The sequence below is a fragment of the Pigmentiphaga sp. genome, assembly GCF_019689535.1.
GTDB lineage: Bacteria > Pseudomonadota > Gammaproteobacteria > Burkholderiales > Burkholderiaceae_B > Pigmentiphaga.
Window position 1 is genome coordinate 1 of sequence record NZ_JADGHH010000003.1, and the last position, 22,768, is coordinate 22,768.

At 64.9% G+C, this 22,768-nt stretch carries 12 protein-coding genes; 3 read left to right on the forward strand and 9 right to left on the reverse strand.

The features are described 5' to 3' along the window. The first annotated feature begins 17 nt into the window (after window positions 1–17). Entirely contained in the window at window positions 18–1,457 is a 1,440-nt protein-coding gene (gene cls / locus IRZ12_RS00515) for a cardiolipin synthase (RefSeq protein WP_296463007.1), read from the forward strand. Here the strand turns inward: cls and IRZ12_RS00520 are convergent. Both IRZ12_RS00520 and gshA read right to left on the reverse strand, forming a co-directional pair. Further along, complete coding sequence (locus tag IRZ12_RS00520) at window positions 1,454–3,127, reverse strand: Na+/H+ antiporter (protein WP_296462925.1); 1,674 nt, start codon at window positions 3,125–3,127, stop codon at window positions 1,454–1,456. The genes cls and IRZ12_RS00520 overlap by 4 nt on opposite strands. Before the next feature lie 18 nt (window positions 3,128–3,145). Further along, complete coding sequence (gene gshA, locus IRZ12_RS00525) at window positions 3,146–4,738, reverse strand: glutamate--cysteine ligase (RefSeq protein ID WP_296462928.1); 1,593 nt, start codon at window positions 4,736–4,738, stop codon at window positions 3,146–3,148. Window positions 4,739–5,047: 309 nt separating this feature from the next. Here gshA and IRZ12_RS00530 point away from each other — a divergent pair, with 309 nt between their 5' ends. Further along, window positions 5,048–6,616 carry a gamma-glutamyltransferase family protein gene (locus IRZ12_RS00530; RefSeq protein ID WP_296463010.1) on the forward strand — a complete coding sequence of 523 codons (1,569 nt, stop codon included), beginning with the start codon at window positions 5,048–5,050 and terminating at the stop codon, window positions 6,614–6,616. A gap of 97 nt (window positions 6,617–6,713) precedes the next feature. Further along, the gene (locus IRZ12_RS00535) at window positions 6,714–7,055 is read left to right on the forward strand and encodes a hypothetical protein (protein ID WP_296462931.1); all 342 of its coding nucleotides are present in this window, start codon (window positions 6,714–6,716) and stop codon (window positions 7,053–7,055) included. Between the two features lie 33 nt (window positions 7,056–7,088). Here the strand turns inward: IRZ12_RS00535 and IRZ12_RS00540 are convergent, their stop codons facing one another. From IRZ12_RS00540 to treS, 7 genes are all read right to left on the reverse strand, one after another. Then, the gene (locus tag IRZ12_RS00540; protein ID WP_296462934.1) at window positions 7,089–8,387 is read right to left on the reverse strand and encodes a solute carrier family 23 protein; all 1,299 of its coding nucleotides are present in this window, start codon (window positions 8,385–8,387) and stop codon (window positions 7,089–7,091) included. Between the two features lie 140 nt (window positions 8,388–8,527). Then, complete coding sequence (gene treY, locus IRZ12_RS00545; RefSeq protein ID WP_296462937.1) at window positions 8,528–11,212, reverse strand: malto-oligosyltrehalose synthase; 2,685 nt, start codon at window positions 11,210–11,212, stop codon at window positions 8,528–8,530. Beyond that, window positions 11,209–13,320, reverse strand: coding sequence for a 4-alpha-glucanotransferase (gene malQ / locus IRZ12_RS00550; protein ID WP_296462941.1), 2,112 nt, complete (start codon window positions 13,318–13,320; stop codon window positions 11,209–11,211). The genes treY and malQ overlap by 4 nt, the downstream gene beginning before the upstream one ends. Beyond that, window positions 13,317–15,113 (reverse strand): malto-oligosyltrehalose trehalohydrolase, encoded by a 1,797-nt coding sequence (gene treZ / locus IRZ12_RS00555; protein WP_296462945.1) that lies wholly within the window; start codon window positions 15,111–15,113, stop codon window positions 13,317–13,319. The genes malQ and treZ overlap by 4 nt, the downstream gene beginning before the upstream one ends. After that, on the reverse strand, window positions 15,110–17,197 hold the full coding sequence (gene glgX, locus IRZ12_RS00560; RefSeq protein WP_296462947.1) for a glycogen debranching protein GlgX: 2,088 nt from the start codon (window positions 17,195–17,197) through the stop codon (window positions 15,110–15,112). Before glgX ends, treZ begins: the two co-directional genes overlap by 4 nt. A gap of 3 nt (window positions 17,198–17,200) precedes the next feature. Beyond that, the gene (gene glgB, locus IRZ12_RS00565) at window positions 17,201–19,396 is read right to left on the reverse strand and encodes a 1,4-alpha-glucan branching protein GlgB (protein WP_296462950.1); all 2,196 of its coding nucleotides are present in this window, start codon (window positions 19,394–19,396) and stop codon (window positions 17,201–17,203) included. After that, window positions 19,380–22,751: a maltose alpha-D-glucosyltransferase gene (treS, locus tag IRZ12_RS00570; protein ID WP_296462955.1), complete on the reverse strand. Its 3,372-nt coding sequence runs from the start codon at window positions 22,749–22,751 to the stop codon at window positions 19,380–19,382. Before treS ends, glgB begins: the two co-directional genes overlap by 17 nt. Between the last annotated feature and the right edge of the window lie 17 nt (window positions 22,752–22,768).

The window sequence follows — 22,768 nt, forward strand, 5'->3', positions numbered from 1 at the left end:
ATTCCGTTATAGGCGCGATGGCCACTGCCGAGATCCACCACCACTTGGTCAATGCCTGGTCCGTGGCTTGGGCGCTCTACATCGGCAGCGTCACCGTCTGGATCGTCTGGCAGCGGCGATCGCCCCTGTCTACCGTGCTATGGATCCTGGTGCTGGCATTCATGCCCTACGTGGGCTATGCGGTCTACTATTTTCTTGGCCCCCAACGCTTGAAGCGGCGCCGCATCAAGCGACTGCGGACCCGCCTGCTGATCGCCAGCCAGACCGAGCGTGCGTTCTTGCGCGAACAACAGTACGAAGCCCCTGCGGCGGTGGCGCGCATCGCCGCGCTGGGCCGCGCCACCTGCGACATTCCGCCCTCCTCGGCCACCAACGTGCAGCTGCTCGTCGGCGGTGCGCAAACTTATGACGCGTTCGTCGAGGCGATCTCTGCGGCCCGTCATCACATCCACGTCGAGTTCTACATTTTCGACCCCGACCGCATCGGCACCCTCATCCGCGACCTCCTCGTGCGCAAGGCACGCGAAGGGGTGACCGTCCGCCTGCTGGTCGACGCGCTCGGGTCCGACGCGCTGAGTCGAAGATTTCTGACCCCGCTGCGCGAGGCGGGCGTCCAGATCGGCTTTTTCCACAATATCCGCATCGGCCGCCGCCTGCGGCCGGTCACGAATTACCGCAATCACCGCAAGATCCTCATCTGCGACGGCAAGCTGGGATTCACCGGCGGGCTGAACGTCACCGACGACGAGGACGAACGCATTCGCCCGGACGCCTACCACGACGTGCACCTGCGCATCGAAGGCGGTGCCGTGCGCTGGCTGCAGATGACCTTCCTCGAAGACTGGGCCTACGCCACCCACCAAAGGACCGAGGAGCGCGACTTGGACGCGCTCCTGCCCGACATGCCAGCGGGCGAACATTATGTCCAGATACTCACCTCGGGCCCTGACGATCCGCGCCAAGCCATCCACCGCACGCAAATCGCCGCCATCCACGCCGCCACCGAGCGGGTGTGGCTGACCACGGCTTATTTCGTACCCAGCGAGCCGGCGCTGCTAAGCCTGGTCACTGCCGCGCAGAAAGGCGTGGACGTGCGCCTGCTGGTACCCCAACGCAGCGACTCCCTGGTGGTTACCGCAGCCGCCCGATCTTATTTCGATGAACTGCTCGAAGCGGGCGTCAAGATTTGGGAATACCGTGATCGGATGCTCCACTCCAAGACGCTGCTGGTCGACGATACGTATTCCTTCATCGGCACCGCCAACTTCGACCAGCGTAGCTTCGAACTGAACTTCGAAGTCACCGCCCTCGTCTATGGCGAGGCGATGGCACGCCAGCTGGGCCGGCAATTCGAACTAGACCTGCGCCACGCCGCCCGAGTCACCAAGGACCGGAAAACGACGTTCGCCCGCAGGTTGTTCGACTCCTTTGCGCGCCTGTTCTCCCCCATGCTCTAGTGCATCGGATTGCGCTTGCTGACCAGCGAGCCCGTCAGCCAGCTCTCCGCTAGATCCACGTCCCGGAGCAGCGAGAGATACACGTCGTCGTCGATCTCGCGGCTGTCCCGCATTCGACGCAGCTCGGCGCGCTGGGAGTAAATCGCCGCCATGCGCAGATCCCGTTCGAAATTGCGGTGCAAGTCGGCCCGCGCGGCGACTTCGCGCGTATCGCTCTCGGCATCGATGCGATTGCGGAAGATCTTGGCCAGGCCCGCGCTAACCTCGGTCAACACCGCCTCGGCATCGTCGTCCAAGCCATCGCGCATGCGGTTCTGGGCCCGCTCCAGGCCTTCCAACGCGGCTTGGGCAAGCCGCAGCCTGGCGGCGCGCTCCTCCCGTTCCCGCATGCTTTCGACCGGCGAGGGCACTCTGGGCAGCACCAGGGGCAGCAAGATGCTGCCGAGCAGCAGCGAACACAGGATCACCCCCGTCGCCAGGAAGATCAGCAGGTCACGCCCGGGAAACGGGGTGCCGGCCGCGATCTCCAGCGGCACGGTCAGCACGCCGGCCATCGTGATCGATCCCCGCACGCCGGACAGCGAGGTCACCAGCAGCACCCAGGTATTGACCGGCTTGACCGTCGACCCTTGCAACAGCAACTTGAAGCTCTTTAGGTGATAGGCCAGCCAAACCCACAAGAAGCGCAGCAGGATGAGAACGAGCGTGATGGCCGCCACGTAGGCGAACAGATGCCAGACCGGCACGTCGCCGGCCTGTTGCGCATCGGCCCGCGCCAAGCCGATGACGCTGGGGAGCTGCAGGCCCAGCAGGATGAAGGTCATGCCGTTGAAGACGAATTCGAGCATGGACCAGACGCTGTTGCTCTGCAGCCGCATGGCGGAGGAGCCCGGCCCCGAATCGGTATAGGTCATGGCGATGCCCGCCGCCACGGCGGACAATATGCCGGACACGCCAATGTGCTCGGCCACCAGGTAGGCGGCAAATGGTGTCAGCATCAACAGCACGACCTGGATGGCGGGTTCGTCGTCCGTCCATTGGGCGACCAGCTTGCGCCCCAGGCTGAGCAGCCAGGCGAGCGCAGCACCCACCGCGAGGCCACCCACGGCGATGACGACGAAGCTCAGGCTGGCCTCCCAGAGCGAGAACGAGCCGGTGAGCACGGCCGCGATCGCGAACTTGAAGGCCACGAGGCCGGAGGCGTCGTTCAACAGGCTTTCGCCTTCGAGCACGTGCTGCAGCTTGGGCGGTAGCCGGTTCTTGCCAACGATGGCCGACACCGCCACCGCGTCAGTGGGGGAAAGCACTGCTCCCAGTGCAAAGGCGACCGGCAGCGAGATGGCCGGAATCAGCCAATGGATGAAGTACCCGACGCAGACCACCGTGAACAGCACCAGGCCCAAGGCCAGCGCAAGGATGGGCCCGCGCAGCTGGTACAGCTGGCGCTTGGGGATGCGCCAGCCGTCGACGAACAGGAGCGGCGGAATAAAAAGCAACAGGAACAGTTCGGGGTCGAAGCTGACCTTCAGGCCAAAGACGGGGGCCGCCAGCAGCGCGCCGATCGCAATCTGGAACAGCGGCAAGGGCAGGCGCACCGGCGACATCTTGGAGGCCACCCCGGACATCGCCACCGCCAACAACAACACAAGGACGGTAAAAACAATGTGCATGGGCGGCGCCTTCCCGGGTTAGTCCACCGTGCCGAGCGAAAGGCCTGCCTGGTACGCGGCGACGAATTCGGCGAAATCGCCTGTCTGCTCCCTCTCCAGCGCTTGCTGTTCCGCATGCGACTGCTCCGCGAGGCGCCGGAACTTCGCAAGCAACTCCCCGGAACAGGGATTGCCGCGGAAATATTCGGCATGGCGCCGGCTGAGCTCGAACATGAAAGCCTGGAACGTCATGCCGCTCGAACGCAAGGCCTCGAGCACCCGCGCCGAAGGGGTCAGCTCCGGCGCCTCCACCTTCGCCCGCTGCGGCGCGATCGACGCCGAATAACCTGTCTCGCCATGGACGCGGTCCAGCAGCGCGGCACAGGCGGTGATCCGGTCGAGCAATTCCATCGCCCAAGTCTTGAGCGCGATGGGCTTGCCATCGCGATTCAGCTGCAAGCCCGGCTCGCGGCCGCGCTTGACCACCGTGAGGAAATTATTGGCGCTGCGCGAGCAGTGCCCGCCTTCGGGGAACAACGGACTGTCTTCCAGGGCGCAGTACAACAGGAACGCGTCCAAGAACCGGCTGGTGGTTTCGTCTATGCCCACGGGCAGGAAAGGATCGATGTCCATGCAGCGTACTTCGACGTACTGCACTCCCCGCTCGGCGAGCGCGCGCAGCGGCCGCTCGCCCGTGCGGGCGACGCGCTTGGGCCGGATGCTCGAATAGTATTCATTCTCGATCTGGAGAATGTTGGTATTGAGCTGTACCCATTCCCCGTCGCGGATAGTCCCGAATTTCTCGTATTCCGGCCAGGGCGTGCTGACGGCCTCGTACAAACGCGCAAGATAAGTGGGCAAATCGTTATAGCAAGGCTTCAAGCCCGCCTGCGCCTTGTTCTGGTAGCCAAGATCGCTCATGCGCAGGCTGGTGGCATACGGCAGGTAAAGGGTGCGCTCGTCGAGGCGTTCGAGCTCGTGGGGCCGCCCTTGCAGAAAATCCTCGGACAGCGCGGGGGAGGCGCCGAACAGGTACATCAGCAGCCAGCTGTATCGGTTGAAGTTGCGTATCAGCGCGACATACCGCGCCGATTGCCGGTCCTGGCGCGACATGTCGGGCGGTTCGCCCGCCTCGGGGACCAGTGGCCAGAATGCCTCGTCGAACGAAAAGTTGTAATGAATGCCGGCGATGCACTGCATGGCCTTGCCATAGCGGTACGCCAACCCCCGCCGATACACATGCTTGAGCATGCCGATATTGGACGAACCGAACCATGCGATCGGTATGTCCTTTTCAGGGGGCAGCCCGCACGGCATGGACTGGTTCCACAGCACTTCACTGCCGATTTCGCCATAGACGAACCGATGAATGTCGCGCAGTTCCTCCAGCAGCGGCTCGTGGCCGGTATGGGGTGCCGTGATCAGCTCGAGCAGGGCTTCGGAATAATCGGTCGTAATGCTGGAATGCGTCAGGGCGGCCCCGAGGCCGGCAGGATGTGGCGTCAACGCCAGGCGCCCCTCGCCATCCACCCGCAGGCTTTCTTTTTCTATGCCATGCAGTCGGCGGCCAAGCACCTCTCGGTGCGCGGGCTGATCGAGCAACGCCAGGCGGCTGTCTAACAGATCACTCACGGATATCCTTGAATTCGCGCGGCGGCACCAAGTGCGCACCAATGGGCATGTTTATATCCCAACTGCGGCCAAACTCGCGTACGCCGCACGGCGGCACATTATAAGGACGGGAGGTTCCGGAACCGGAATTCCCTGACGTGACATCGATCACGCTCCCGGATATGCCCTACAGCATACCGCGCGGCACCGATGCCCAGCCGGGACATGACCGCGCGCCGAGTCTGGGCCACAATTAGGCTTTCCGCACGATGGGAAGCTCCTATGCCAGCCTCTCCGTTCACGCCCGCCCCCGTCCGAGGCCGTCATGCCATGGCGGTCGCCCCGCACGCGCTCGCCTCGCAGAGCGCGCTGGCAATCATGCGTGAGGGCGGCAATGCCGTCGAAGCGATGATCGCGGCCGCCGCCACCATCGCCGTTGTCTACCCCCACATGAACAGCATAGGCGGGGATGGTTTCTGGCTGGTGAGCCGTCCGGGGCATCCCCCGGCTGCGCTCGAGGCCTGCGGCGCAGCGGCGGCAGCTGCCGACATCGACGGCTACCGGCGCCAGGGGCTGGACGCGATTCCCTTCCGCGGCGGGCTCGCGGCCAACACGGTTGCCGGCACGGTGTCAGGCTGGAGCGCCGCCTACGATTGGTCCCGCGAACACCTGGGCGGGCGTCTTCCGCTGGAGCGGCTGCTGGAAGACGCCATCGCCTACGCCCGGCACGGCATGCCGGTCACGACCAGCCAAGCCGCCTGCACGGCCGCGAAACTGGAAGAACTGCGCTCCATCCCGGGCTTTGCGGAAACCTTCCTCGACAACGGAGGGCCACCCGCACCCGGCGCCCTATTCCGCCAACCGAGGCTCGCCGCCACGCTCGAGCAGCTCGCCAGCGCGGGCCTGGAGGATTTCTACCGGGGCGACCTCGCCCGGGTCATCGCGCGGGATCTCGCGGCCGTGGGCAGCCCCCTCGCCGCGGCCGACCTGGAACGGCATCGGCCCGTGTGGAAAAAAGCCCTGGTGCTACATCACTCCCAGGGCAAGGTCTACAACGTCCCGCCCCCCACCCAGGGCCTGGTGTCGCTGCTGATACTTGGGCAGCTCGATCGCGTGCTGGATGGCTCGGCCGACCCCTTCGGGGCAGACTACGTGCATCTTTGCGTCGAGGCGACGAAGCTCGCCTTCAGGGTCCGCGATAGCCACATCACCGATCCGGCGTACATGGACGTGGATCCTCAGGCACTACTGGAACCGGAGCGGCTCGACGCCATGGCGCGGGAGATTTCTCCGTCGCGCGCCGCACTTTGGGGCAAAGGCAGGGGGCCAGCCGACACGATCTGGATGGGCGTCGTGGACCCGCAAGGCGTGGCGGTCAGCTTCATCCAAAGCATTTATCACGAATTCGGCAGCGGGGTCGTCCTGGCGGAATCGGGCATCAACTGGCAAAACCGGGGCTGTAGTTTCTCGCTCGACCCGCGCAGCCGCAATCCGCTCATGCCCGGCCGCAAGCCTTTCCATACCCTCAACCCCGCCATGGCGCAGCTGGACGACGGGCGCACGCTGGTCTACGGCAATATGGGCGGCGACGGCCAGCCGCAGACGCAAAGCGCCGTATTCACGCGCATCGTGCAGTTCGGCATGGACCCGCAGGCAGCAGTGGCTGCGCCGCGCTGGCTGCTCGGCCGCACCTGGGGCCAGACCTCGGACACGCTCAAGCTGGAGTCGCGCTTCGCACCCTCCGTGGCCGAAGCGCTGCGCTCCCGCGGCCATGAGGTGGAAATCCTGCGCCCCTACGACGAAACCATGGGGCATGCGGGAGCGATACTGCGGCATCCCGACGGTACGCTCGAGGGTGGCGCCGATCCGCGCAGCGATGGCGGGGTTGCGGCCTGGTGAGCATTACCAAACGACAAGATTCCACGTAAAACATTACAAACGCGGGGCACCAAGCCGACTAGATTGAAAGACGTAGCTGTCTACTGAGGAGTATGCAATGAAGAAGCTCGTCTTGGCCCTCGGGCTGGCCGGCTGTTGCGCCGCCGTCTACGCGCAGGAAGTCCCAACCCGGGAACAGGCTACCCAGGCATTGCAGAATGCCATGCAGCGTGAAATCCAGGCGATGAACAACCAACAGGGTTTCGACGCTCCTTCCGCGACCAACATGGCCCGCTCGTTGGAGGTCAAGTCCGTGGAAAACTGCACCGCCGCGGGGCAGGGCGTAACGTGCGACGTCACGACCAGCGCCGACGTGAGGGGTAACCGCCGCGAAGGCAAACATCGCTACGAGTTTTACCGGCAAGGCGGACGCTGGGAGGCCAGGTTGCCCGCCTCGTGACCCGATCGGCCGGCCCCCCGGGCCGGCCCCAACTCATGCCTGGCGCCGCCCCGCCAACAAGGCATTGAGCAAGATCGCCCCGAAGGTGGCCGTCCCAATGCCGCCGAGCGCGAATCCGCCGAAGTGCAGCGTGAAGTCGCCCGCCCCCAGCACCAAGGTCACCGCCGCCACGATCAGGTTCCGGTTGTCGGAGAAATCGACCCGGTTTTCCACCCAGATGCGTGCCCCCGCGATTGCGATCAACCCGAACACGACGATGGAGACGCCCCCGAGCACGGCCGAGGGAATGGTTAGGATCACGGCCCCGAACTTGGGCGAAAATCCAAGCAGGATGGCAAACAGCGCAGCGATGACGAATACCAGCGTCGAATAAATGCGCGTGACCGCCATGACGCCGATGTTTTCGGCATAGGTGGTCAAGCCTGTCCCCCCGACGCTGCCCGACAACATGGTGGCCAAGCCGTCGCCGACGAATGCGCGGCCGACGTATGGATCCAGGTTCCGGCCGGTCATTGCGCCGACAGCCTTGAGGTGCCCCAGGTTCTCGGCCACGAGAATCACGGCGACCGGGGCGATGAGCACCATCGCGTCGAGCTGGAAAACCGGCGCGGTGAATGTGGGCAATCCAAACCATGCGGCTTGCGCCACGGGCGTGAAATCAATCGGCTTGCCCAACCCCATGCCATTCGTCAGCACCGCGTACAGCGCATAGGCCAGCAACAGGCCGATGAGAATCAGCAGGCGTTGCAACATGCCCCGGGTGAAGACGGCCACGCCTCCCACGCACAGCACCGTTGCGAGTGCCATCCAGCCGTCGAAGCCGTTGGTGGACACGCCTTTGACGGCAATGGGGGCCAGGTTCAACCCAATGACCGCCACCACGGCGCCCGTGACGACGGGCGGCATGAGCCGCTCGATCCAGCCGGTGCCCACGGCCATCACGATCAGCCCGATCAAGGCATACACCACGCCGCACGCGATAATGCCCCCCAGCGCCACGGCAATGTTTCCGTTCAAGCCGCTCCCGCCGTAGCCGGTCACGGCAATGACCAGGCCGATGAATGCAAAGCTCGACCCCAGGTAGCTCGGGACCCTGCCTCCGACGACTAGGAAAAAGAGCAGCGTCCCGATGCCAGACATGAAAATCGCCAGGTTCGGATCGAAGCCCATCAGGAGGGGCGCCAGTACGGTGGACCCGAACATGGCGACCACATGCTGTACGCCCATGGCCAGCATCTGGGGCCATGGCAATCGCTCATCGGGTGCGATGACCTGCCCCTGCTGCACGCCGCCGGCCTGCTCGCGCCAAGCCGGGAAATAAGAATCCGCCATAGATCACTCCCTCTCTTTATTTATTCGATTTCGCCCACTCGAGGCAGCGCAAGTTTAGAGGTTCCGGCTCAGTGGCGGGAGGCGCCCGTGCAACAGGAGCGCAAAGAGGGAGAAAAGAAAGGCGCCTGGCGCTCGTCGCGTCAGGCGTGCAGCAAAGCGACCGGGAAGTCGGCCAGGGCCTCGGCGAGCCGGACCGCGCCGCCCTCGACCTGGCATTCCCCGCCTGTGAGCGCGTTGCGCAGCATGCCTTGGGAGATCACGCCGGACACGTCCACCTCGGTCGCGCCCCAGGCCTGCGGTGCGACATGCGGCACGGGCGAAGCGCCCCCGGACGCGAGCACGAGCGCTGCAGCGCATCGCGGCACCACGATGAGCGCGATCCTGTCCTCATGGCGGCGGGCGAAGGCCAATATCGAATCCTCGGCCTCGCCGCGTGCCGGGAGCGGCAGGTAATCCCCGCGGCGGAAAAGCTCGGGGTCTCGGCGCCGCAACGCCAATGCGCGACGTATCAACTCGAATTTGATGCCTCCGTCGCGCCAGCGGGCGACCAGGGCCGCATCGTCGTGGCCGGCCTGCAGCGCGGCGCGACGCTGCGCATAGTCCACCGGCCTGCGGTTGTCCGGGTCGACGAGGCTGAAATCCCAGAATTCCGTGCCCTGGTATAGGTCCGGCACGCCCGGCACGGTCAATCGCAATAAGGCCTGGACCAGGCCGTTCAGCGCGCCCGCCGCCCCCGCGCGCGCCACGAAGGCCGACAACTCCAGAAGTGTGCGGCCGTTGCGGCGTGGGTCCAGCACGGTGCGCAAGAAGGCTTCGCACACCTGTTCGTATTCGTCAGCAGGCGCCACCCAGCTCGAACGCAGCTTGGCCTCGCGCAGGGACTTGGTCTGCCATGCCGCCACGCGGTCCGCGAACGCCCGCACGCCAGCTTCGTCGCTGAGTGACAAATCGAGAGGCCAAGCGCTGAACAGTGTCTGGTACAGCATGTATTCGTCCGCCGGCGCGGGCCTTAACCCCTCCTTCGGCTTGAGGGCCTCATGCCGGCGCATCCATGCTTCCACCACCCTGCGCCACTCCTCCGGCAATTCGGTCAGGACGGCCAAGCGCGCACGCGCATCCTCGCCGCGCTTGTGATCATGCGTTGCCGTCGCCAGCATCGCGTCAGGCAGCCGCGACGCGCGCGCGAGGACCTTGCGGTGGAACCCCTCCGGATCGAGTGAAAACATGCCTGGATCGCCGCCTACCTCGTTGCGCGACAGCAGGCGACCGTAGCGATAAAACCCGGTGTCCTCGACGGACTTGGCCGCCAACGGCGCAGTCAGTTGCTGGAAGCGCCGTATCGCCTGCAAACGCCAGGCACGCAGCGCCGGCGCCGTCATGGGATCGGGAGTTTGCCCCAGCCACTGCACCAGTAAATCCAGCAGGCCGAAATCAGCCGGGCGCAAGCTACTGCGGGCTCCCTTGCACGCGACTCTCATGGCCACGTCGTCGGCAGCCAGCGGCGTGGCCGCGCCGACGTAGGTCCGATAAACGGGAAAGTGCACCAAGAGCTCGGTCAGCACGCGGCGAATGGCGGGCAGGCCCCAATCACGCGTCGAGAGATCCGCGCGCGCGATACGGTGAAGCACGCCGACCAATGCTTCCCTTTCCCCGGCGAAATTCTGCGCGAGCAACTTGCGCCGGACATCCGCGACCAGCGTGCGGAACCCTCGTGTCTCGCCGGAAACCGTTTTCCACAGTTCCGTGAGGGGAAGCTCACCTTGCGGATCGTGAAGCAGCGCGCCCACGTCGTTCATGAAGTCATACCCGGTCGTGCCGTGGACGCGCCATGAGGCGGGTAAGTGTTCATCCCCCGCAAGTATCTTCTCGACCACGATGTAGGGCACATCTTTCGGGCATCCGGGAGGTCGCCCGTCATTGAGGGCGCACAGGCTTTCGCGCAGATAGCGGCAATATCCCTCGGGATCGGCCAGCCCGTCGATGTGATCCACGCGCGCGCCGTCGATGAGTCCTTCGGCATAAAGCCGGAAGGGCAGCCGATGGATCGCCTCGCGGGTGTCCTCGCGCTCGACCCGCACGCCGATCAGATCGCTGACCTCGAAAAAGCGCCGCCAATTGATTTCCTCGGCGGCACTGCGCCACCAGGCAAGCCGGTAATGCTGGCGTTCGAGAAGCGCATGCAGCCGAACCCTACCCTCTAACCGCGAAGCATCGTAGGCCTCGATCCCATTTGCGGCGATCTCGTCCGAACATTCCGGCGCTAGCGGAAAACGCGCATCGAAATAGGCGACGAGATACTCGCCGCGCGCCTCGTCCCACTCCAATGAGAGCTCGCCAGCCGCCAGCACGTTGCCGTACTGGTCGCCGAGATACGGAGCCAGCATTTTTCCGCACAATGCCGCATCGGCCGGCTCCCAATCGATGTCGAAATATTCGGCATAAGGGCTGGCGCGCCCGAGCCGAAGCACGCTCCACAGCCAGGCATTTTGCCGGCTCACGCCCATGTGGTTGGGCACCACATCGACGATCAACCCCATGCCGCGCGCGCGCAGCCCCGCCACGAAGCGGCGCAGGCCCTCCTCGCCGCCCAATTCGGGGTTGACCGTTTCATAGTCCACCGTGTCGTAGCCGTGCAGAGAGCCGGGCCGAGCGCTCGTGATGGGCGAGGCATACACGTGGCTAATGCCCAGTTGGGCGAAATAATCAAGCTGGTCCAGCGCCGATTCGAAGGTGAAGTCGGCATGGAATTGCAGGCGTATCGTGGCGCGCGGCACACCCGGCGCAACGGTGGAGGCCCCCTCCTTCGAGGCGGTGGCATGCGTCATGGCGCCCTCCTCGCACGGTCCAGCACGGCTGCCCGGTCCGCCACGTCCGGCCGGGAGAAAAGAGACTCCACGGAAACCGGCAGGCGCCGGCGCCAGTTCGGGTGAGCATCGACCGTCCCGGGAAGGTTGGGCTGCTCTTCCAACGCGAGCAGGTCTTCCAGCGGCACCAACATCAACGGAGCGGGAGTCGCGGCAAGAAAGCCGAGAATCGACGCCACAGGTGCCCGGTCGGGCACGGGCGCATTCGCCGCTGCGAGCCCCGCCAGGCCGAGGTCTTGCCACAGCCGCGCGCGATCCTGGATGCGCGCATCCATTTCGGCGGCCCCATTGCTGTGCTCGGCAAGCAGGCCCAATCGTTCGCGCCAGCGAATGTCCGTGCCTTGCCACCATCCGGCCACCGTAGGCAAATCGTGCGTGGTCGTCGTGGCGAGCGCGCAAGGCGACCAGTGCTGCGGCTGCCTGAACGGCGCGCCCGCACCGTGCCCCTCGCGCGTGAACCAGAGCACGTTCATGCCGAGCATGCCTGCGCCTTCGATCCGCGCGTTGAAACCTTCGGGCACCGTACCCAGGTTCTCGCCCACCACGATTGCCCGATAGCGCCACGACTCCAAAGCGATCAGGCGCATCAGGTCCTGGAAGGGATAACTCACGTAAGCACCTTCGGCCGGAGATGCCCCTTCCGGGACCAGCCACATCCGGGCGAGCCCCAGGGCATGGTCGATGCGTACGCCGCCCGCGTGAGCCAGGCTCGCGCGCAACAGCTCAATGAACGCCCGATAACCCCTCGCCCGCAGGGCACGCGGCGAGAACGCCGTCAGGCCCCAGTCCTGTCCCTTGGGATTGAAGATGTCTGGTGGTGCGCCGGGCGACAACCTCGCGAGCACTTCTTCCTGCCTCGTCCACGCATGGCTCCCCGAGGGGTCGGTGCCGACTGCCAGATCGGAGATCAGGCCGATAGGCATGCCTGCGGCCCGCGCCGCCGATTGCGCGCCCGCCAGCCCCCGAGCGGCGAGCCATTGCAAGAATGCGTGGAAAGTCACTTCGCGCCTGTGATGCTGGGCGAAGCGATCCACCTCCGCGCTGGTCGCCGACTGGAACGCCTCCGGCCAATGGCGCCACCCGGCCCGAAGACCAGTTTCCGCCACGCGCCAGGCGTGGATGGCCTCAAAGCGCGCATGCGCCTCGAGCGGCGCCCCGCCTTGCCGCTGGAATGCCTGGAAGTCTTCATAGGCCTTGGCGTCGACGTTGCGCGGGAAATCGTCGAACAAGGCGCGCAAGATGCCTAGCTTGGCCTGGGCGGCAGCAGGCCAGTCAATCAAATCCAGCGATTCGAGGCGCGACAGCTCGCGATCCAGGCCCCGGGCCGACACCGCCGCCAGCGCCTGCGTACCGAACATCGCGGCCGGATCGATGCACAGCACATTCAGGAACAAGCGGCTCGACGGCGCATAAGGGCTATAGCGCCAGGGATCTGCGCTGAACATCGCATGCACGGGGCTGACCGCCACCGCAGCCGCGCCTTGCTGCGCGGCCCGTTCGGCCAGGCTGCCCAACGCCGTGAAATCCCCGAACCCCGACTGGATGGCCGCGGACTCCCGCCGGAGGCTATAAAGCTGGGCTCCCAAGGCCCAGATGCGGACATCGTTGCGATGCAGGGCATCGCAAACGGTAAAGCAGCGCCGTGGGGCAACGGCAATCGTGCAGCTACCTTCACCGATCAGCAAGGTGTGGTAGCCGGGACGATCAATGCCAGGAACGACAAACGCACCCGAAGCCGAACGGCGCGCAATGCCGTCACATCCCTGCCCTGTGCCCTCGAACTCGATGCGAAACGGCATTTCCGCCTCGTTCCCGGGCCATGGCAGCTCGAACGCTTGCCCTTGCTCTGCCGTTCTCAACGGAGACGGTTGGCTGCGTTCCACCCTGGCCAGGTACGCGAGGCTCTCCGCGACGCCCGCAGGCGTATCGGCATCCAGCCCGAACTCCGCGAGCATGCGCCGCAACACATCCGGCGAGACGATATGGGACTGCCCCATCGCGTCCTCCCAGCGCACGGCGATGCCCGCTGCCTCGGCCAGCCGCTCGAGATCTTCGTCGGACGCACTCATGGCGATCCTGCCTCCATCCATGCGACCGTAGAGGCCGCTTCGAGCACCCCTTCCCGCAAGCGGCGTGCCACGTCCGCACGGCTCTCGAACAGCGGCTGCGCTGATTCGGCCGGGGCGGTGCAGACCACCGCATCGTCCCCGAGGTTCGCATGAATGGCAAGCACGCGCCCATCTCCCAAGCTCCAACGCGCCTCGACGGCGTGGGATCCCAGCGCGCTGGCGTGTAGCGCCCGGGCCGCATCCAATTGCGGCATAAGCACGTCCCGGCGGCAACGCAAGAGCGCCTGGTAATACGCCCACCAATCGCCCGCGTCTTCCCATAACCCGGCGCATGATGCATCGAAGGTCCGGGCATCGTTGGGGTCGGGAATATTCGCGCCGGCGGTGTCCTGCGCGAAGGCCTCGAAGCCGGCGAACTCCTGGCACCGGCCTTCCCGGACTGCTTGCGCCAATTCTGGGCCATGGCTGGTGAAATAGAGGAACGGCGTCTCGGATCCATATTCCTCGCCCATGAAGATCAAGGGGATCTGCGGGCAAAGCAGCACCAGCGCGACGGCGGCCTTCAACGCCTCCATGCGCCCCCGCTCGCGCATGAGCTGGGTCAGGCGCTCGCCGAAAGCACGGTTCCCGATCTGGTCATGGTTCTGCAAGAACAAGACGAAGCTCGTCGGAGGTAGATGCGCCGACGGCCGCCCGCGCGGCTGGCCTTCCCGATGCACGGACGGCTCGCCCTGGTACACAAAGCCCTCGGCCATGCACCTCGCAAGCAAGGCTGCGGGACGCTCGTCATAGTCCCGGTAATACCCCTGGTTCTCACCAGTCAGCAGCCTATGCAGGACGTGGTGTCCGTCGTCATTCCACTGTGCATCGAATTCATGCTCCAGCAAGGAAACGGCGTTGCCGTCGTGTTCGATCACCAAGTGCACATGGCGCTGGCTGTCCAGCGCCTGGCGGACTTCGCTCGCCATTTCCTCCAGCCAGTCCTGCTCCGAGATGGCATGTACCGCATCGAGACGCAGGCCGTCGAAGCGAAATTCATGCAGCCAATACATGGCATTGCCGGTAAAAAATTCCCGCACCTGCCTGCGGCGGAAATCGATGGCCGGCCCCCAGGGGGTTTGCACGTCCTCGCGGAAGAACGACGGCGCGTAGGCATGCAGGTAATTACCGTCGGAGCCGAAGTGGTTGTAGACCACGTCCAGGAACACCATCAGCCCCAGGCCGTGCGCCTCGTCGATGAGCGCCTTGAGCGCGTCCGGCGTGCCGTAGGCGCGGTCCGGTGCATAAGGCAAGACGCCGTCGTAGCCCCAATTCCTACCCCCGGGAAAATCGGCAATGGGCATGAGTTCGACCGCCGTAATGCCAAGATTGGCAAGACGCGGCAATTGCGCCCGCACGGCATCGAAGCCGCCCAGCGCGCCCACGTGCAGCTCGTAGAGGACGGCTTCGCTCCAGGGACGCCCCCGCCAGCGGGCATTGCGCCAACGATAGGCGGAGGGATCCACGACCACGCTGGCATCGTGCACGTCGCCATCCTGCATCCGCGAGGCGGGGTCGGGAACCGATAATCCGTCCTCGAAGCGGTACCGATAACGCGTCCCGGCGCCGCAATCGATTTCGGCCTCGAACCAGCCATCCTTCTTCGGCTGCATGGGAAACTCCCTCGCTGCCGGCCGTCCCGGCTCGAGCTCCACGCATGCCTGCATGCGGCCGGGCGCCCAAATCCTGAAGCGCGTGCGACCGGGTCGGGTCAAGCGCGCACCAAACTTTTCGGCAAGCAAGGGCTTCTTCATGGTGTCCTCATCCTGCATCCCAGCAATACCGCGCTGCGTGGTTCGAGTTCGAGGGACGGACTAGACAGGACCGACTCCGGCTCCTCCGGCCGGGCAGTGTCAATCAGCACGCGCCAGGGTACCGATGAGGGGGGTAGCACGAAAGTCACGGCGTATCCGTGTCCGTTGACAAGGAATAGCGTCACTTCAAGCTCGTCGCCTTGCCTCACTGCCCGGCGCAAGCCGAGCGTGCGGCGCTGCGGATCGTTCCAAGCGTCGTCCCAAATAGGCTCGCCCAGCTCATCAAACCAGGCAATCTCAGGCAGCCCTTCCGCGACGAAATGGTCGTTCACCATGAAGCGCTCATGGCGCAATGATGCGTACTCGTGCCGCAGGGCGGCCAGCCTCGATACGAAAGCAATCAGCGCCCGTCCTTCTTCCGAATTGGCTTGCCGCCAATCCAGCCAGGAAATCTCGTTGTCCTGGCAGTAGGCATTGTTGTTGCCGAACTGCGTGCGTCCGAACTCATCTCCCGCAAGCAGCATCGGCGTGCCGTGAGAGCAAAACAAAGTCGCCAGCATGGCGCGCGCCACCGCTGCCCGAGTCGCCAGGATGTCCGGATCGGAGGTTGGCCCTTCTACGCCCCAATTGCTGCTGTAGTTCTCGTTGTGGCCGTCCCGCCCGTCTTCCCCGTTCGCCTCGTTGTGCTTGTGCGAATAACTCACCAGGTCGGCGAGCGTGAACCCATCGTGCGCGGTGACATAGTTCACAGACGCCCAAGTCTTGCGATGGCGCCGGTTGAAAAGATCGGCCGACCCGGCCAGCCGCGTGGCCAAGTCCGGCCGCATGCCTTCGTCGCCGCGCCAGAAGCGGCGCACCCCGTCGCGGAAGCGATCGTTCCACTCGGCCAGGCCAGGGGGATGGCGGCCGACGTGGTAACCGTCGGGCCCGATATCCCAGGGTTCGGAAATCAGTTTCAGCCGGGACAGGACGGGATCCTGCAACAGGGCGTCGAAGAATCCCGCGCCCGGATCAAAACCGCCCTCTTCCCTCCCCAGCGTAACCCCGAGATCGAAGCGAAACCCGTCCACGCGGAACGCCTCGGCCCAGTAGCGCAGCGAGTCCATCACCATTTGCAGGACGCGCGGATGGGTCAAGTCGAGCGTGTTACCGCAGCCGGTGTCATTGATATAGTGGCGCTCGTCTCCGGGGACGAGACGGTAATAACTGGCATTGTCGAGCCCACGCCAGCACAGCGTCGGGCCCGTCTCCCCCGCTTCGCAGGTGTGGTTGTAGACCACGTCCAGAATCACCTCGATGCCCGCGACATGGAGACTGCGCACTGCGACGCGGATTTCATCCAACTGGTCGCGCGACAGATAAGAGGGCTCGGGCGCGAAGAAACCCAGCGGACTGTAGCCCCAGTAATTGCGCAGCCCTCGCTCGACGAGGAAACGATCATTGACGTGGGCGTGGATGGGCATCAATTCGATCGAGGTCACGCCGAGGGTCAACAAGTGATCGATGAAGGCCGGATCGGAGAGGGCCCGGAAGGTGCCGCGTTCGATCGGCCTCAGGTCCTCGCGCAGCATGGAGAGGCCCCGCACGTGCGCCTCGTAGATCACCGTCTGCCCCCAGGGCCATTCCGGCCGCTGGTCCCCGTGCCAATTGAAGGCGTCGTCCACCACGACGCACTTGGGCATGGCTGCGGCGCTATCCCTTCGATCCATGCCGCGATCTTCTTTCCGGTAACCGTGCAGGGCATCGGTCCAGCGCACGGCACCGACCAGTTTGCGGGCGTACGGGTCCAGTAGCAGCTTGTGTGGATTGAACCGGTGGCCGTGTTGCGGCTCATACGGGCCGTATGCCCGGTAACCGTAGACCAAGCCGGGACCAGCGCGCGGCAGATAGCCGTGCCAGACTTCATCAGTGCACTCGGGTAGGGGCATGCGCGCGATCTCCCTGCGCCCCGACTCGTCGAACAAACACAGGTCTATCCGGGTGGCGTGGGCTGAGAAAACGGCGAAATTCACCCCGAGCCCGTCGCATTGCGCACCCAACGGATAAGGCCGGCCGGGCAGCAGACGATCGGCAAGCATCCGCATGCGCTAGCCCTCGGGTTCGAGCAACAGCGTCGAGAGCGGCGGCAGCGTCAACACCAACGAATGCGGCAGGCCGTGAAACGGGCCATGCCGGGCCTCGGCGCCACCGCCGTTGCCCATGCCGGAACCGCCGTAATCGGCCGCATCGGTATTGACGACCTCCCTCCACCATCCGCCCGTTGGAACGCCCACCTGATACCCCTGCCGCGGCACCGGCGTCATGTTGCAGACGGCGAGGACGTACCGCTCGCCGTCGCTGCGCAGGAATGCATAAACGCTGTTACGGTCATCGTCGCCAACGACCCACCGGAATCCCGCCGGGTCGGCGTCCCGCTTGTGCAACGCGCGAAGGCCGACATACGCGCGATTCAGGTCCCGCACCAGGTGCTGCACGCCGGCATGCAATGGATCGGCGAGCACGTCCCAGTCGAGCTGCCGGTCGTGGTTCCACTCACGCTCCTGGGCCATCTCGCCCCCCATGAACAGGAGTTTCTTTCCGGGATGGCTCCACATGAACCCGAAATACGCGCGCAGGTTGGCGAAACGCTGCCAGCGATCGCCGGGCATCTTCCCGATCAGCGATCCTTTGCCGTGCACGACTTCGTCGTGCGAGAGGGGCAACATGAATTTTTCGGAATAGGCGTACACCAAGCCGAAGGTCATGTCGTGGTGGTGGTAGCGCCGATACAGCGGGTCCTCGCGAAGATAGCGCAACGTATCGTGCATCCATCCCATGTTCCACTTGTAGTGGAAACCCAACCCACCCTCGGCCACCGGCGCCGTCACGCCGGGCCACGCAGTCGACTCCTCGGCAATCATCATCGCCCCGGGAACCTGCTGGCGCACCCGTTCATTCAACTCCCGCAGAAAGGAAATGGACTCCAGATTCTCCCGCCCCCCATAGTAGTTCGGGATCCATTCGCCCTCGCCGCGGCTATAGTCACGGTACAGCATGGAAGCGACCGCATCCACGCGCAATCCGTCTATGTGGTAGCGCCGCAGCCAGGCCAGGCCGCTCGCCATGACGAAATTGCGTACTTCATTGCGTCCGAGGTTGTAGATGTAGGTGTTCCAATCCTGGTGGAAGCCTTCCCGCGGGTCTTCGTATTCGTACAAAGCCGTGCCATCGAAGCGCGCCAGGCCGTGCCCGTCTGTTGGAAAGTGGGCCGGTACCCAATCCAGGATTACGCCGAGGCCCGCGCCGTGGCAACGATCCACGAAGGCGGCGAAGTCCCGCGGCGAACCGTAACGCGCCGTCGGCGCGAATAGGCCCAGGGGTTGGTAGCCCCACGAACCGCCGAATGGATATTCCATGATCGGCATCAATTCGATATGGGTGAATCCCATGTCGCGCACATACGGGATGAGGCGGTCAGACAGCTCGTGCCAATTCAGCGTGCTGCCGTCCTCGCGTCGAAGCCACGAGCCGACGTGCACCTCGTATACGGAAATCGGAGCATCGGGCGCGTGCCGCCCGGCGCGGCCAGCCATCCACCCATCATCCGTCCATCGGAAGGGTTCGGGATCGGCCACGATGGACGCCGTGGCGGGCGCCGGCTCGGCCTGCCTGGCGTAAGGGTCAGCCTTTTGCGGCAGCAAAGTGCCGTCGGCACCGACCAGTTCGTACTTATATGGCTCCCCATGTTGCAGCCGGGGCACGAACAGCTCCCAGACTCCCGCCGCGTGGCGCAGCCGCATGGGATGGCGCCGACCGTCCCAGGCATTGAAATTCCCTACCACCGAGACGCGCCTTGCATTGGGCGCCCAGACTGCAAAGCGCACGCCCGGCACGCCGTCCACCTCCACGCAATGGCTGCCCAGGCATTCGTCTGCGCGCTCGTGGCACCCGCGGCTGAGAAGGACCAGGTCCTCTTCGGGCAAGAGCAGGCCGAAGGAGTAAGGATCCTCCGTCTCCTGCTGGCCTCCCGGCCATTGGATGCGCAATCGGTACCCCGTCATGCGGGATAGGAAGCCGGCATCGGCCTGCCCTTCGAAAACACCGTCGCGCAACGCCTGCAGGGCCAGCACGCGTCCGGCATCCGAAACGGCCTCGACGGAGGCGGCGCCGGGTAGGAAAGCTCGGATGCAAAGCGCTTCCCCGACCGGATGCGGGCCCAGGACGGCGAAAGGGTCCGGATGCTGGCCGGCCGCCAGCGCATCGATGTCCTCGGCGAGGATTCCTCGTTCACGACTGTCCGTCAAGATCGTCTTCCTTCCGAATTTCCGGATCCAAGCGCCGCGCCAAAGCCGCCAGGCCGCGCAGCGGTACGCCTATCCAGGCCGGTCGATTGGCCGCTTCGTAGCTCACTTCATAAGCTGCCTTCTCGATCAGGAACAACAGCAGCAAGGCCTGCTCCGCTTCCGCATCCATCCACGGCTGCGGCGCAGCGGCCGCGGTCTCTCGGTACGTGGCGAGGAACGCGTCTGAAGCTTCTGCGCGGAACCGGTCGAGCAAGGCGTTGCGTCGTTGGGCCACGGTATCGATGGATGGACCCGCGATGGGGCTCGGCCCCGTCGCAGGGGCACTCGCATCCGGGGCGTGCGCCGCCACCGCGGCCGCGTAGTCGAACGAGCGAAGCAGGCCGGCCACGTCTCGCATCGGATGGCTCTTGCGACGCCTCTCCTCCATGGTGCGGGCGGGCTCGCCCTCGAAATCAATGATGTAGGCGTCGTTCTGCGCCACGAGGACTTGGCCGAGATGGAAATCGCCATGGACCCGAGTCAGGAGAGCGTTCTTTACGCCCTCGCACAGCCCATCGACCGCCGCTTCGAGCCGTCGGCGATGATCCAGCAACAGCCGCACCTCGTCCGACAACTCACCCCACTCCCGTCGCGCCGCCAGTATGTCGAGCGAGCGATCGAGGCTGTGCCGTGCCTCGGCCACCATGCGCGCGCAATCGTCCGCGGTCGCCCTGGCCGGGGCGAAGGCCGGATCGTCGCACGGAAGGGCCAACGCGGCATGCAGCTCCGCCAGGCGGCGTCCCATGGCGGCCGCGAGCGTCGCATACCCGCGCAACTCCTTGCCGTAATCCTCCAGGCTCTCGTCCGTCAGCGCCGCATCGTCGAGCGTGCGGCGCAGGTATTCCAGCGTCCAGTTCCAGGCGTCCCCCTGGTTGTCTACATACTGCTGCACGAGCATCAGGGTGTGGGGCGTGCCGTCTTCGTCCACCCGCACGACCTCGCCCAACAGCGCGGCGGTATTGCGAAAACCGAGCTGCGTCAGTCGACGGGTCATCTCGCTCTCGGGATGGATACCCGCCGTCACGCGCCTGACGATTTTCAGGACAGCGTGCGTCCCGATCACCAAGGAGCTGTTCGATTGCTCGGCCGACATCCATTGAATGGGCGTCTCCGCATCGACGGTCACGGCCTCGAGCCCGGCTTCGGGCAGGAACCGGATGCGCGCGCTACGACCGCCGTCTCCGGCGGATCGCGCTTCGAGCTCGACGCCGTGGCGCAGGCTGTCGATCACCGCGATGGCGAAGCTCTGTAAGCTGAATGCATCGGTGACCATGCCCACCATGGGACCGCGGCGCACCCGGGCCAGCGCCAGCTGCTGCTGCAACGGCGGCAGCGTTTCTTCCCAGATCAGCCCCAGCGGAACCACGTAGCGCTCGCTCCGGCCGCCCAGCACGGCTTCGATCTCGGTCAGATAAAGCTCGTCCTGGGCAGGTAGCTTGACGCCATAGACGATGTGGCCCGAGACGATGCGCTCGTTCTTCGAGGCAAACCACCGCCGCAGCGACAGGTATTCGGGCAAGACCGATTGCTCGAGCGTACGCCGGGACTCCGCGGTCAGCTCGTAGCCGGTCTTGCCGCGCAGCACCAAGGTCCTGAACTCCCGCAGCTGGTCCGCGGTGGCCAGGTGCCAGCTTGGCGGCGAGGCCGACGGGCTCAGTTCGAACCAATAAAATCCGTAAGGAGGAAGCGTCAGCAGATACGTCAGGCGCCCGATGGCCGGGAAAGACGTCCCGCCCATCAGCTCGACGGGCACCCGCCCCTCGAATTCGGCGAGATCGAGCTCAACCGCTTGGGGCGTATGTGAAAGATTCGCGACGCAGAGTATGGTGGTCTCTTCGTATTCGCGCAGATAGGCAAGGATCTTGCGGTTTCCGGGATACAAGAAGCGCAGGGTTCCGCGGCCGAACACCCGATACTGCCTGCGCTTGCCGAGCATGCGGCGCATCCAGTTCAGCAGCGAGTGGGCATCGCGCGATTGTGCTTCGACATTGACGGCCTCGTACCCGTACAGGTTGCCCATCAGCGGCGGCAACACAAGGCGTTCCGGGTCTGCCCGGGAGAAGCCGCCGTTGCGATCCGCCGACCATTGCATGGGAGTGCGCACGCCGTCGCGGTCTCCCAGGTGGATGTTGTCGCCCATGCCGATTTCGTCGCCGTAGTAAATGACGGGCGTGCCGGGCATGGTGAGCAGGAGGCTATTCATCAACTCGATGCGACGCCGGTCCCGCTCCATCAGCGGTGCTAGGCGCCGCCGGATTCCGAGGTTGAGCCGGGCCCGGGGGTCCGCCGCATAAACTTCCCACAGATAGTCCCGCTCGCTGCTGGTGACCATCTCCAGCGTCAGTTCGTCATGATTGCGCAGGAAAATCGCCCACTGGCAGTTGGGCGGAATATCCGGCGTCTGCTGCATGATGTCGGTGATGGGGAATCTATCCTCCCGCGCGATGGCCATGTACATGCGCGGCATCAGCGGGAAGTGGAAGCACATGTGGCACTCATCCCCCTGGCCGAAATACTCTTGCGCATCCTCCGGCCACTGGTTGGCTTCGGCGAGCAGCATGCGCCCTTCGTAATGCTCATCCAGGTCTTGCCTGATCTTGCGCAGGATGGCGTGGGTCTCGGGGAGGTTCTCGTTGTTCGTGCCCTCGCGCTCGACCAGATACGGCACGGCATCCAGCCTCAACCCGTCCACCCCGAGGTCTAGCCAGAAGTGCATGACGCTGAGGATCGCCTTGAGCACCCGCGGATTGTCGTAGTTCAGGTCCGGCTGGTGGGAGTAGAACCGGTGCCAGAAATACGCACCCGCCACCGGATCCCAGGTCCAATTCGATTTCTCGGTGTCGAGGAAGATGATGCGCGTGCCTGCATAGGCCTGGTCGTTGTCCGACCAGACATAGAAATTGCGTGCCGCCGAGCCGGGCTTGGCGCGCCTGGCCCGCTGAAACCACGGGTGCTGGTCTGACGTATGGTTGACCACCAGTTCGGTGATCACGCGCATGCCTCGGTCGTGTGCTGCCGAAATGAAGCGCCTGACGTCCGACAGATCACCGTAGTCCGGGTGCACGCCGCGATATTCGGCGATGTCGTATCCATCATCACGGCGCGGCGAGGGATAGAACGGCAAGAGCCAGATCGTGTCCACGCCCAATTCGGCAATGTAATCGAGCTTGGCCAGCAGCCCCGCAAAGTCGCCTATTCCGTCGTTATTTGCATCGAAGAAGGACTTGACGTGCAGTTGGTAGATGACCGCATCTTTGTACCAGAGCGGGTCTCCCCGGTTGACGGCGTTCACCGATGTCGCGCGCTTGCTGTTCATGCGTCCTCGCTGCCGAT

Coding starts and splice junctions, on each gene's coding strand:
- cls (WP_296463007.1), top strand. CDS start 18: ATGGCCACTGCCGAGATCCACCACCACTTGGTCAATGCCTGGTCCGTG.
- IRZ12_RS00520 (WP_296462925.1), bottom strand. CDS start 3,127: ATGCACATTGTTTTTACCGTCCTTGTGTTGTTGTTGGCGGTGGCGATG.
- IRZ12_RS00530 (WP_296463010.1), top strand. CDS start 5,048: ATGGCGGTCGCCCCGCACGCGCTCGCCTCGCAGAGCGCGCTGGCAATC.
- IRZ12_RS00535 (WP_296462931.1), top strand. CDS start 6,714: ATGAAGAAGCTCGTCTTGGCCCTCGGGCTGGCCGGCTGTTGCGCCGCC.
- IRZ12_RS00540 (WP_296462934.1), bottom strand. CDS start 8,387: ATGGCGGATTCTTATTTCCCGGCTTGGCGCGAGCAGGCCGGCGGCGTG.
- treY (WP_296462937.1), bottom strand. CDS start 11,212: ATGACGCATGCCACCGCCTCGAAGGAGGGGGCCTCCACCGTTGCGCCG.
- malQ (WP_296462941.1), bottom strand. CDS start 13,320: ATGAGTGCGTCCGACGAAGATCTCGAGCGGCTGGCCGAGGCAGCGGGC.
- treZ (WP_296462945.1), bottom strand. CDS start 15,113: ATGAAGAAGCCCTTGCTTGCCGAAAAGTTTGGTGCGCGCTTGACCCGA.
- glgX (WP_296462947.1), bottom strand. CDS start 17,197: ATGCGGATGCTTGCCGATCGTCTGCTGCCCGGCCGGCCTTATCCGTTG.
- treS (WP_296462955.1), bottom strand. CDS start 22,751: ATGAACAGCAAGCGCGCGACATCGGTGAACGCCGTCAACCGGGGAGAC.